This window comes from Marilutibacter chinensis (genome assembly GCF_021725675.1).
Lineage (GTDB): Bacteria > Pseudomonadota > Gammaproteobacteria > Xanthomonadales > Xanthomonadaceae > Marilutibacter > Marilutibacter chinensis.
This window is the reverse complement of the sequence record NZ_JAKJPO010000001.1, coordinates 104432-116574: the sequence shown is the minus strand read 5'-3', so window position 1 is coordinate 116574 and position 12143 is coordinate 104432. Positions and strand designations below refer to the sequence as shown.

At 69.0% G+C, this 12143-nt stretch carries 8 protein-coding genes; 5 read left to right on the top strand and 3 right to left on the bottom strand.

The window, feature by feature from the left end; genetic code table 11:
• The first annotated feature begins 7 nt into the window (after positions 1–7).
• The 5 genes from sbcB to L3V18_RS00455 all read left to right on the top strand — a co-directional run bounded on the left by sbcB (position 8) and on the right by L3V18_RS00455 (position 5200).
• Entirely contained in the window at positions 8–1447 is a 1440-nt protein-coding gene (sbcB, locus tag L3V18_RS00475; RefSeq protein ID WP_237052664.1) for an exodeoxyribonuclease I, read from the top strand.
• Positions 1448–1478: 31 nt separating this feature from the next.
• Positions 1479–2165 carry a DUF2461 domain-containing protein gene (locus L3V18_RS00470; RefSeq protein WP_237052663.1) on the top strand — a complete coding sequence of 229 codons (687 nt, stop codon included), beginning with the start codon at positions 1479–1481 and terminating at the stop codon, positions 2163–2165.
• A gap of 251 nt (positions 2166–2416) precedes the next feature.
• Entirely contained in the window at positions 2417–3277 is an 861-nt protein-coding gene (locus L3V18_RS00465; RefSeq protein WP_237052662.1) for a hypothetical protein, read from the top strand.
• A 10-nt stretch (positions 3278–3287) separates the two neighbouring features.
• Complete coding sequence (locus L3V18_RS00460; protein WP_237052661.1) at positions 3288–4469, top strand: DUF4785 domain-containing protein; 1182 nt, start codon at positions 3288–3290, stop codon at positions 4467–4469.
• 152 nt (positions 4470–4621) lie between these two features.
• Positions 4622–5200, top strand: a complete 579-nt coding sequence (locus L3V18_RS00455; RefSeq protein ID WP_237052660.1) for a DUF2939 domain-containing protein — start codon at positions 4622–4624, stop codon at positions 5198–5200.
• A 99-nt stretch (positions 5201–5299) separates the two neighbouring features.
• Here the strand turns inward: L3V18_RS00455 and L3V18_RS00450 are convergent, their stop codons facing one another.
• The 3 genes from L3V18_RS00450 to L3V18_RS00440 form a co-directional block, all read right to left on the bottom strand.
• Positions 5300–5971 carry a 5'-nucleotidase gene (locus L3V18_RS00450; RefSeq protein ID WP_237052659.1) on the bottom strand — a complete coding sequence of 224 codons (672 nt, stop codon included), beginning with the start codon at positions 5969–5971 and terminating at the stop codon, positions 5300–5302.
• A 177-nt stretch (positions 5972–6148) separates the two neighbouring features.
• The gene (locus L3V18_RS00445; protein WP_237052658.1) at positions 6149–6919 is read right to left on the bottom strand and encodes an NAD kinase; all 771 of its coding nucleotides are present in this window, start codon (positions 6917–6919) and stop codon (positions 6149–6151) included.
• Positions 6920–7029: 110 nt separating this feature from the next.
• A complete protein-coding gene (locus tag L3V18_RS00440; protein ID WP_237052657.1) occupies positions 7030–12024 on the bottom strand; it encodes an NAD-glutamate dehydrogenase in 4995 nt (1664 codons plus the stop codon).
• Positions 12025–12143: the final 119 nt, after the last annotated feature.

The following is a 12143-nucleotide window of genomic DNA, read 5'->3' as shown; positions in this document are numbered from 1 at the left end:
TCCAGCCATGCCTGCCAGCTTCCTGTTCTACGACCTGGAAACCTTCGGTACCGATCCGCGCAGCAGCCGGATCGCCCAGTTCGCGGCGATCCGCACCGACGCCGAGCTCGTCGAGATCGAGGAACCGGTCAGTTTCTTCGTCAGGCCAGCCGACGACCTGCTGCCCTCGCCTGCGGCGACCCTGGTCACCGGCATTACCCCGCAACACGCGTTGCGCGAAGGTGTGCCAGAAGCGGAGGCGTTCGCACGGATATTCGAGGCGATGTCCCGGCCGGAGACATGCAGCCTGGGCTACAACTCGCTGAAGTTCGACGACGAATTCGTCCGTCACGGTCTGTTCCGCAACTTCTACGACGCCTACGAGCGGGAATGGCGCGGAGGCAACTCGCGCTGGGACCTGCTCGACGTGCTGCGCCTGGCCCATGCACTGCGTCCCGACGGCCTGGTCTGGCCACGACGCGACGACGGCTGCGCCTCGTTCAGGCTCGAACACCTGGCCGAGGCCAACGGCGTGCGCGAAGGCGATGCTCACGAGGCGCTTTCCGACGTGCGTGCGCTGATCGGCCTCGCGCGGCTGCTGAAGGCGGCGCAGCCGCGCTTCTGGGACTACGCGCTGCGCCTGCGCGACAAGCGCTTTGCCGCCAGCCTGCTGGACACGGTAGCGATGACGCCGGTGCTGCACGTCTCGCAGCGCTATCCAGCCAACCGGATGTGCGCAGCCCCGGTACTGCCGCTGGCACGCCACCCGCGCATCGACAGTCGCGTGATCGTGTTCGACCTCGACCAGGATCCGGCCGCACTGCTGCAACTGGACGCGTCCGGTATCGCCGACCGCCTGTACACCCCCGCGGCCGACCTGCCCGAAGGCGAAAGCCGGATCGCGCTGAAGGAGGTCCACCTCAACCGGTGTCCGGCGCTGGTCGCGTGGACGCACCTGCGGCCGCAGGAGTTCGAACGCCTCGGCATCGACCCCGCCCTCGCCGAGGCCCGAGCCCGTATCCTGCGCGATGCCGGGCCTGCGCTGGCGGAGAAGCTGCGGCGGGTGTTCGACGATGGCCGCGAGCGTCCGCCCTCGGACGTCGACGGCGCGCTCTACGACGGCTTCATCGGCGACGGCGACAAGCGCCTGTTCCGCGACGTACGCAGCACCCCACCGGAAGCGCTCGGTGCAGCGGCCTTCGCATTCCGCGACCCGCGGCTGCCGGAGCTGCTGTTCCGCTACCGCGCCCGCAACTGGCCCTCGACGCTCTCCGCCAGCGAGCGGGCGCGTTGGGACGAGTACCGCCGCCGCCGGCTCCGCGACGGCGGCTTCGCCGAGTACGACTTCGCGCGCTTCGACGGCGAGATCGCTACCCTTCGCCAGGAGCACGCCGGCGACGGCCCGCGCCAGGTGCTGCTCGACCAGCTCCAGGCCTGGGGCCGCGACCTGCGCCTGAGCCTGACCTGAAGCGTCTCGCCCACCGTCCCCGGAGTCTCCGATGCCCGCCTACTTCAGCGACGCCAGCCTCAAGTTCCTCAAGGATCTCGCCCGGCACAACGAGCGAGAGTGGTTCAACGCGAACAAGGCGCGCTACGAGAGCCACGTCCGCGAACCGTTCCGGCGGCTGCTGGCCGACCTGCAGCCGGCCCTGACCGAACAGAGCGAACACTACCGCGCCGATCCCAGGACCGTTGGCGGCTCGCTGTTCCGGATCCACCGCGACACCCGCTTCAGCAACAACAAGGCCCCGTACAAGACCTGGCAGGGCGCCCGCCTGTTCCACGAGCGCAGCCGCAACGTCGAGGCGCCGGGCTACTACATCCACCTGCAGCCAGGTAACTGTTTCGTCGCTGCCGGAATCTGGCATCCGGGTGCCGACAGCCTGCGCCGTATCCGCCACTTCATCCTCGACAATCCGGGTGCGTGGACCAGGGTCACCGGCGACAGCAGCTTCCGGCGCCGCTACGCGCTGGACGACAGCGAGATGCTGACCCGGATGCCGCGCGGCTTTCCGCCCGAGTTCGGGCATGCCGAGGATCTGCGGCGCAAGAACTTCGTCGCCGTCCGCAACATCGACGATGCGACGATGACCGGTCCCCGGCTGCGCGCGGTGCTGGAGAAGGACCTGGCAGGCCTCGCGCCGCTGATCGACTACTTGTGCGCGGCGCTGGACCTGGATTTCTGAGGCCGTCGCAGGCGTTTCTTCGTCACGTCGCTGTCACCGGAGCGACGGCACGTCGACACATCGCGCCCCGACCCTTGCGTTCTGTGACCTGAAACCGCCGCAGCGCCGCAGCGCCGCATGACATACCCGTACGGATGGGTACGCTCGGTGGCGATGCGCCGGAGGGTGGCGCAGGGGATACCAGCAGCAATCAGACCAGCGGCGGAGTCCCTGGTGGTCACCGCCGCGCCAAGGATTAGGGGACAAGGATCATGCGGAAACTCGCCTGCGGCCTTCTCGTGGCCGCGCTCTCTCCCTGCGCACTGGCCGACGTCACCGGCGTCGCCTTCGTGCACGGCACCGGCAAGCAGACCAACGCCTACCAGGATTACTGGACACCCTCGATGGTGGATTCGGTACGGCAGGGGCTGCCGAACGGCGCCGACTACACGGTGATCAACTGCGACTTCGAGCAGTACATGTGGGACAGCCGCGCAGCCGGCTGCCTGGCCGGACAGCTGACCACCTTCATCAACGACCGCGGCATCACCCGCCTGATCGTGATCACCCATTCCAATGGCGGCAACGTCATGCGATGGATCATGTCGAATCCGACCTGGGACAGCCGTTATCCGGGCATCATCAGCAGGGTCGTCCGCGTCAACGCACTGGCGCCGTCGTCGGCCGGCACTCCACTCGCAGATGCGGTGATGAACGGCAACAGCTTCGAGCAGTCGGTGGGCTGGCTGCTGGGCTATCAGAACGATGCGGTCCGCCAGCAGCAGGTCAGCTGGATGGCGTACTACAACGCCGAGTACCTGTACGGCACCTCCGGACGCCCGGCGCTGCCCAAGCCGTTCCGCAGCGTGGTCGGCAGCGACGTCGATTCCTCGCCGTTCGATTCCGACAGCTACTGCGGCGGCTACTGGGAGAACGTGGGCCTGGAGACGACCCAGAACTGGCTCAACAGCTGTTCGGACGGTTTCCTCGACTGCAGCAGCCAGTCGGCCGCCGGCACGGTCTGGTTCGTCGACAAGAGCAGAACCAACGGCAGCGAGCCGCTGAGCCACAACCAGAGCCGTCGCGCCTGCTTCCGGCTCGACACCATCCTGCGTTCCGACCTGCAGCAGTGAGGTGACCGTCATGTCCAACACCCATCGAATCCTCACCCTGTCCATCGCCGCCCTGCTCTGGATCCCGCTCGCCGCCACGGCCGCGCAGCCGCTGTTGCCTGCCGGCAACGACGACCAGGTCCCGCAGCGCCTGGCCGCCGCACCGGTGCCGGCCGGCGACTTCGAGCGCGCGCCGGTGTCGTTCTCCTGGCTGCTGGATCCGGCGGCGGAGCTGTCGAAGCCGGCACCGCACGCCGCCGAGAGCCGCGAGTTCTGGATGACCGTCGACGGCGCCACGCTCGAGCGCGGGGTCGACCTCGGCCTGAGCGCACCCGGCGCGCTGATCCGGGTCAGTCCGGCCCGCGGCGCCGCCCCGATCGCCCCCGGACGCCTGCAAATGCAGCAGGCCGGCGGCCGTGCGGTCGCGCTCGAGGCGATGGCCTCTGCCGAGCAGCTGCGCGCGACCGGGATGGCGGTGAATCCGGGCACGATGGTGGTGCGCACCGATCGCACCGCCGCTGCCGGTCGCTACCGCCTGCAGGCTGCCGGGGCCAGCGGACGCTACGTGGTCCACGTCTTCGAGCCCGACAGCGACGTCGTCCTGCATGCCCAGCCGCGACGCCACCATGCCCTCGGTCGCGGCCGCATGGCGGTCGACGTCGAGATGCGGCGCGGTGCGCGCGGCGTCCCGGCCCGGGCCGAGGCCCTGCTGGTCGCTCCCGACGGTGAGAGCTTCCCGGTCCGGCTGCGCCTGGACAAACAGGGCCGCGGCACTGCCGACCTGCGCCTGCCCGACCATGTCCCCGGCCAGCCCGGCTTGTGGGAACTGCAGGTGTTCGCCAATGACGGCGAGACCGCGCGCGATGCCCGCACCGCGTTCGCGGTGGCGGTGCCGACCGCACGCTTGGACGGAGGCTACGACGCCGATCCGCGCCGGCTGCAGGTCGAATTGCCGCTGGACGTCGCGGCGGACGGACGCTACGAGGTCCGCGGCGTGCTGTACGCAACCGGCCCGGACGGCGTGCGGCGACCGGTGTCGCAGTCGCATTCGGCCGCCTGGCTGGCAGCCGGCGACGGCGCGCTGACCCTGAAGTTCGATCCGGCCCACCTGCCGGCCGGCTACCAAGCCCCGTTCGAGGTGCGCCAGCTCGAGCTGCACGACCAGACCCGGATGGCACCGCTGGAAGTGCGCGAGCACGGACTGCGCTTCTGATCCCTCCGCAGGAGCCCGGCGGCCGCCGCGACGGCCGCCGGCATTCCCCGCATCCGTCGAGGCCCCGGTCCTCCCCGGACCGGGCTTGCACCTACACTGGGCACGCGGCGCGACGCCGCCCGACTCCCCCGCCCGGTTGCCGATCGATCACGATGAAGAAACTGCTGCTGTCGCTCGCCCTGCTCGCCACGCTGCTGTTGGCGCTGTTCATGGTCTCGCCGCTGTATGCGGTCCACGGGATCCGAAGCGCCCTGCGCGAGAACGACGCCGCCGCCCTCGCCCGCCACATCGACTTTCCGGCCCTGCAACGCAACCTGCGCGCACAGAGCGAGGATTACCTGGCCCGCCAGGCCGGGCCGATGGTGCGCGACACCCTGTTGGGAAGCATCGCGCTGGAGGTCGCCGGCCGCCTGACCGGCAGTCTCGTCGAGGCCGTTGCGACACCGCAGGGCGTCGCCATGCTGATCACCGGCCGCGTGGCGTGGCGCCAGGGCACCGCGTCCGGACTGACGCTGGACGAGCCGCTGGGCACGCGGCCACCGGAAGACCCGTTCGAGCATGCGCGCTACCGCCTGCAGTCGCACGACCGCTTCAGCGTCAGCCTCGACAACGACACCGGCAGCCAGCGGCAACTGCCAGTCGAGGTGGTGCTGCGCCGTCAGGGGCTGAGCTGGAAAGTCACCGAGATCAATCTCGGCGAGACAGACCCTGGCGGGCAACACGTTCAATAAGCATCAGCATGAGCGGCGCAAGCCGCGATCGGGCTTTGACGGAGGCCTCATCGCAGCTTGCGCCGCTCCTGCGGAAAGCATCGATCGCCCGGGGAAACCTCAGCTGCGGTTGGCGATGCCGTGCGGCACATGGCCGGCGGCGACCAGGCCGCGCGCCGACTCGATGTTGTGCACCGAGTCGTCGAAGAAGATGTCGGCGCCGAACGCCTCCAGGAACGGCCCTTTCGCCCGTCCGCCGAGGAACAGCGCCTCGTCGAGGCGGATGCCCCATTCGCGCAGCGTGCGGATCACCCGCTCGTGGGCCGGGATCGAGCGCGCCGTGACCAGCGCGGTCCGGATCGGCGCATCCTGGCCAACCGGGAATGCCGCCTGCAACCGATGCAGCGCGTCGAGGAAGCCGCGGAACGGACCGCCGGACAGCGGCTCGCCGGCCCTGGCCCGCTCGTGTGCGGCGAAGGCCGCGCGCCTGATCGACAACCCGTGATGGGCGATCGAATTGAAGATGCGCAGGCCGGTGTCGGCGGAGTTGCGCGAGATCAGGATCACCTCGACCCGCGGTGCCTCCGGCGGCGCGCCGTCGTTGAGCCCGAGCAGCTTGCGCACCAGCGGGAACGCGACTCCCGGGGTCAGGACGTCGTCCTCGTGTTCGCGCTGGTAGTCGGCGTAGGCATCGATGCCCTGGGCCTCGAACAACGCGTGGCTGTCCTCCAGGTCGAACAGGGTGCGCGAAGAAATCGCGACGATCAGCGGGTCGGCATTGGCATCGGGCATGGCCCTATTGTGCCCCGCCCCGGTCTCAAAGGGTGCGAACGGTTCCGGGCCGCGGATTGCGCGGATGATGGGCACGGATGGAGCGAAATCCGGTTCTCTCGGTACCGCTCCTTCGGCGCGAGCGCACCCATGATGCTGCCTTATCGGTGTTTGTCCATGCAGATCCGTGGCCGGAATCTAGCTGGAAAACTGCTCGGCCAGCATGCGCTCCTCGAGGTTGTGCTCGGGATCGAACAGCAGGGTGACCGTGCGATCCTGCGACTCGCGGATCGTCACTTCGACCACGTCGCGCACTTCATGCGAATCGGCAGTCGCGCTGACCGGACGCTTGTACGGGTCGAGCACACGGAACCTGACCTCGGTGTCGGCCTTCAGCACCGCGCCGCGCCAGCGCCGCGGCCTGAATGCGGCGATCGGGGTCAGCGCGATGACGTTCGTGCCCAGCGGCAGGATCGGACCGTGGGCGGAGAAGTTGTAGGCGGTGCTGCCGGCGGCGGTCGCGACCAGCACGCCGTCGCTGATCAGTTCGTCCAGCCGCACCTGACCATTGAGCTCGATGCTCAGGTGCGCGGCCTGGCGGGTCTGTCGCAACAGCGAGACCTCGTTGTAGGCCAGCGAGCCCACGGTGGCACCGGACTCGGTCACCGCCACCATTTCCAGCGGCCTGAGCACCGCGGGCTCGGCCGCGTGCAGCCGCTCGAGCAGGCCGTCGGAACGATGATGGTTCATAAGGAAGCCGACGCTGCCCAGCTTCATCCCGTAGACCGGCTTGCCCAACGCGCCATGGCGGTGCAGGGTCTGCAGCATGAAACCATCGCCGCCGAGTGCGACCAGCACGTCGGCGGAAGCCGGGTCGTGCTGGCCGTGGATTGCGACCAGCTCGTCGAGTGCGTGGGCGGCGTCCTCGGCGGGACTGGCAAAGAAGGCGATCCGGGGCGATTCGGTCATCGGCGGCTCCTTGCGGCGTGCACCGAGGATACCCCGGAGGCGTCGTTCACGCCTCCGGCATGCGCGCCCACAAGCCGGGCCGCCATCCGCTCGCTCCTCCCCGCCATCGCTCAGGCGGTGGAACCGGCGATCTGCGCCAGCCGCCGCACCGCCACCGAAACGGTCGGGTAGTCGACCGACTTCTGGTTGAGCAGCTCCGACAGCATCGCCTGGGTGAAACGTAGCGACGGATCGTCGCGATCCAGCCACGCCTCGACCTTGGCCTTGGCCGGCTGCTTGCCGCCGCCGGACAGGATCTGCGCGACCAGGGCGCGCTGCTGCACGCCGAGCTCGTCGCGCAGGGCCCCGCGCGCAAGCGCCTGCCAGCGGCCATCGACCTGCAACGCGTCGATCTGCTCGTACAGCCACGGCATGTGCAGGGCCGCCCCGAGCGCGAAGTAGGCGCTGGCGACCTCGGCCGGCGGCAGGCGCCGGGCGTTGGCGACCTCGACGATGTCGCAGCCGAACTCCAGCAGCGGCAGCGCGGCGAGCTGCACGGCCAGTGCCGCCGGCAGCCCCCTGTCCTTCCACTCGGCCTTGCGCGCTTCGAAGCTCTCGCGGCGAACGTCCGACATCGCATCCGGCAGCGCCGCCTGCACCGCCTTGAGGCCGGCGCCGTAGCTTGCCATCGCCTCGGTGATCTCGGGGATCGCGCCCGGCCGCGACAGCAGCCAGCGCGACATCGTCCGCAGCAGGTGCCAGATCACCTGCAGCGCATCGATCTGGGCCGCCTCCGGCACCTTGCCGTCGAGCGCGTCGATCTGCGCCCACAGCGCACGCGCGTCGATCGCCTCGCGGCTGATGGTATAGGCCTTCGCGACCTCGGCGGCACTGCGGCCGGTGTCCTCGGTCATGCGCAGGGTGAACGTCGCGCCCATGCGGTTGACCATCGAGTTGGTGACCGCGGTGGCGATGATCTCGCGCTTCAGCCGGTGGTGCTCCATCGACCTGGCGTACTTCTTCTGCAGCGGCTGCGGGAAGTAGCGCACCAGCTCCTTGGACAGGTACGGGTCCTCCGGGATATCCGACTCCAGCAACTGCTGGTAGATCACCAGCTTGGCGTAGGACAGCAGCACCGACAACTCCGGGCGGGTCAGCCCCTGCCCACGCGCCTTGCGCTCGGCCAGCTCGGCATCGCTGGGCAGGAACTCGATCTGGCGGTCGAGCAGGCCCTGCTGCTCGAGCGTGCGGATGAAATGCTGCTTGGAGCCGAGGCGCGGAACGCTCATCCGCTCCATCAGGCTGATCGCCTGGTTCTGGCGGTAGTTGTCGGTGAGCACCAGCGCCTCGACCTCGTCGGTCATCGCCGCCAGCAGCTTGTTGCGTGCCGGCACCGTCAGCCTCGATGCCTGGACCTCGCCGTTGAGCAGGATCTTGATGTTGACCTCGTGGTCGGAGGTGTCCACGCCAGCCGAGTTGTCGATGAAGTCGGTGTTCAACAGCACGCCGTGCTGGGCGGCCTCGATGCGGCCGAGCTGGGTCAGGCCGAGGTTGCCGCCCTCGCCCACGACCCTGCAGCGCAGGTCGCGTCCGTTCACCCGCAGCGCATTGTTGGCGCGGTCGCCGACGTCGGCGTTCGACTCGCTCGCCGCCTTGACATAGGTGCCGATGCCGCCGTTCCACAGCAGGTCGACCGGCGCGCGCAGGATCGCGCTCATCAGCTCGTTCGGGCTCAGCGCATCGACGTCGCCCTCGATGCCCAGCGCGTCGCGCGCCTGCCTCGACAGCGGGATCGACTTGGCCGTGCGCGGGAACACGCCGCCGCCCTTGCTGATCAGCGATGCGTCGTAGTCCGCCCAGCTCGATCGCGGCAGCTTGAACATGCGCTGGCGTTCCTTGAACGAACGCGCGGCATCCGGATCCGGATCGATGAAGATGTGGCGGTGGTCGAACGCGGCGACCAGGCGGATGTGCCTGGACAGCAGCATGCCGTTGCCGAACACGTCGCCGGACATGTCGCCGATGCCGACCGCGGTGAAGTCCTGCTTCTGGCTGTCGCGGCCGAGCGCGCGGAAGTGGCGCTTGACCGATTCCCACGCGCCCTTGGCGGTGATGCCCATGCCCTTGTGGTCGTAACCGACCGATCCGCCGGAGGCGAACGCGTCGTCGAGCCAGAAGCCATGCTCGCGGGCAATGCCGTTGGCGATGTCGGAGAAGGTCGCGGTGCCCTTGTCGGCGGCGACGACCAGGTACGGGTCGTCCTGGTCGTGCCGCACGACGTCGCGCGGCGGCACGACCTTGCCGTCGACGAGGTTGTCGGTGATGTCGAGCAGGCCGTTGATGAACATCCGGTAGCAGGCCACGCCCTCGGCCCAGACCGCGTCGCGGTCGCCATCGGCCGGCGGGCGCTTGCAGATGAAACCGCCCTTGGAGCCGACCGGCACGATCACGGTGTTCTTCACCATCTGCGCCTTGACCAGGCCGAGCACCTCGATACGGAAGTCCTCGCGGCGGTCCGACCAGCGCAGGCCGCCACGCGCGACGGGCCCGAAACGCAGGTGGATGCCCTCTACCCGCGGGCCGCAGACGAAGATCTCGCGGTACGGACGCGGCTTCGGCAGGTCCGGCACCTGGGCGGAGTCGAACTTGTAGCTGACGTAGCCCTTGTCGGCGCCACCGGCGCCGTTCTGGTAGTAGCTCGTGCGCAGGGTCGCTTCCATCACCCCCATGTAGCTGCGCAGGATGCGGTCCTCGTCGAGGCTGGAGACCCTGTCGAGCAGGGCCTTGAGCGCCCTGCGGGTCGCATCGGTCTGCGCCTCGCGCTTGCCGGCACGGGCCTCGATGACCGGCTCCAGCACGCCCATCACGGTCGCGTCGCCGCCGGCAAGCCGCTCCAGCTGGGCGCGGAACGCTGCCATGCCGGCCTTGATCTCGGCCTTGCTCTCCCCGCCGGTCGAAGGATGGAAGCGTGCCTCGAACAGCTCGACCATCAGCCGCGCCAGCAACGGATAGCGCGCGAACGTCTGCTCCACGTACGCCTGCGAGAACGGCACCCCCACCTGCAGCAGGTACTTGCAGTAGGCGCGCAGCATCGCGACCTGCCGCCACGACAGGCCGGCGGCCAGGATCAGGCGGTTGAATCCGTCGTTCTCGGCGTCGCCGCGCCAGATGTGGGCGAAGGCGTCCTCGAAGTTCTGGCCCAGTTGGTCGATGTCGATGTCGCCGCCGGCGGTCTCGACCTCGAAGTCCTGGATGTACAGCGGGGTGTCCTCGACCACGATCCGGAACGGATGCTCGGCGATCACCCGCAGCCCCATGTTCTCCATCATCGGCAGCGCGTCCGACAGCGGAATGTCGTCGAGCTGGCGATAGAACTTGAAGCGCAGACCTGCGGTTCCCTCGTGCACGCGGCACAGGCTCAGGCGCAGGTCCTCCGGGCCGGTCAGCGCGGCCAGGTGCTCCACGTCGCGGGCCGCGGCCTCGGCCCCGGAATGCTGGATGTAGCCCGCAGGCAACGCGCGGCCGAAGCGCTGGCTGATGTGCAGCCCCTCCTGCTCGCCGTGGCGGCGGATCAGCGCGTCGCGCAGATCGTCCTGCCAGTTGCGGACGATCTCGGCCAGCTCCGCCTCGATCGCGGCATGATCGATCTCGATCGCCTCGCCCGACTTCGGCCGCACGATCAGGTGCAGCTGGGCCAGCGGCGATTCGCTGAGCTGCACGTTGGTGTCGATGTACTCGCCGTGCAGGACCCGCTTGAGCATCGCCTCGATACGGTGGCGGACCTCGGTGTTGAAGCGGTCGCGGGGGATGTACGCCAGTCCGGAGAAATAACGGCCATAGCGGTCCCGGCGCAGGAACAGCTTGCTGCGCACACGCTCCTGCAGGCCGAGGATCGCCATCGCGGTGCGCAGCAGCTCGTCGCCGCTGGCCTGGAACAGCTCGTCGCGCGGCATCGTCTCCAGGATGTGGCGCAGCGCCTTCCCGTTGTGGCTGTCCGGAGCGAGCCCGGAATGCTCCATCACGTACTCGTGGCGCTCGCGCACCAGCGGAATCGTCCATGGGCGCGAGGTATATGCGCTGGACGTGTACAGGCCGAGGAACCGCTGCTCGCGTACCGGCTTGCCCTCGGCATCGAAGTCGAGGATGCCGATGTAGTCCATGTAGCCCGGCCGGTGCACCGTCGCGCGCGCATTGGTCTTGGTCAGGATCAGCGCATCGACCGCGCCGGACTGCGGCATGTAGTGCGCAGCCAGCGAAGTCAGCAGGCGCGGCTTGCCGACGTCGCCGGCGCGCAGCAGCCCGAGGCCGCTGTTCCCGACGGCGCGCAGCACCTCCACGCCCTTCTGTCTGACCACCTCGTACTCGCGGTAGCCGAGCAGCGTGAAATGGTTGTCCGCGGCCCACAGCAGGAACTCGCGCGCCTCACGGCGCCCCGCCGCACCCACCGGCGAGCGCCGTCCGGGCAGGTCCTCCGCAATCTCGACCATCTTCTCGCGCATCGCCTGCCAATCGACGACGATCGCGCGGACATCCGCCAGCACCGCCTGCATCGCCTGCTCGATCTCCACCATCGCATCGGCGGCCTGGCGGTCGATCTCCAGGTGCATCAGCGACTCGGGCCTGCCGCTGCCGACCGTCTCCAGCTTGCCGGAGCGGTCGCGTTCGAGGCGCACGACCGGATGGCCGAGCACGTGCACGCCGATGCCGAGTTCGGCCAGCCGCATCGTGATCGAGTCGACCAGGAACGGCATGTCGTCGTTGACGATCTGCAGCACGGTATGCGGAGACTCCCAGCCGTGCGCCTTCAGCGTCGGATTGAACAGACGCACCAGCGCCTTGCCGGCCTTGCGGATGCGCGCGAACTCCAGGAAGTCGTTGGCCAGCGCGGCCCAGCCTTCGGTGCTGTGCTGCGGCAGCTCGTCGTCGCCCATGCGGACGTAGAAAGCCTTGACGAAAGCTTCGGCCTCGGCGTGGCGCGCCTTCGGCAGCTTGCCGCGCATCGCCGCCACGATCGGGGCAAGGGATACGCCACCATTGTTGCCCGGCTCAACGGCGCGGACGGACGGATTCGCACGGCCGGCGGTCTTGGCGGCCTTCTTCTTGGCAGGAGTCTTGGAGGTGCTCATGGGTGCTTATGGCTCATGGAATCCGCGATTCCAATGCAGGAAGGCCCACGCTTTCGCGCGGGCCGCAGGGATCATGGGGAGGAAACCTTGCTGGGGTCGCCCATACAGTGATCGACGGG

Coding starts and splice junctions, on each gene's coding strand:
- sbcB (WP_237052664.1), top strand. CDS start 8: ATGCCTGCCAGCTTCCTGTTCTACGACCTGGAAACCTTCGGTACCGAT.
- L3V18_RS00470 (WP_237052663.1), top strand. CDS start 1,479: ATGCCCGCCTACTTCAGCGACGCCAGCCTCAAGTTCCTCAAGGATCTC.
- L3V18_RS00465 (WP_237052662.1), top strand. CDS start 2,417: ATGCGGAAACTCGCCTGCGGCCTTCTCGTGGCCGCGCTCTCTCCCTGC.
- L3V18_RS00460 (WP_237052661.1), top strand. CDS start 3,288: ATGTCCAACACCCATCGAATCCTCACCCTGTCCATCGCCGCCCTGCTC.
- L3V18_RS00455 (WP_237052660.1), top strand. CDS start 4,622: ATGAAGAAACTGCTGCTGTCGCTCGCCCTGCTCGCCACGCTGCTGTTG.
- L3V18_RS00450 (WP_237052659.1), bottom strand. CDS start 5,971: ATGCCCGATGCCAATGCCGACCCGCTGATCGTCGCGATTTCTTCGCGC.
- L3V18_RS00445 (WP_237052658.1), bottom strand. CDS start 6,919: ATGACCGAATCGCCCCGGATCGCCTTCTTTGCCAGTCCCGCCGAGGAC.
- L3V18_RS00440 (WP_237052657.1), bottom strand. CDS start 12,024: ATGAGCACCTCCAAGACTCCTGCCAAGAAGAAGGCCGCCAAGACCGCC.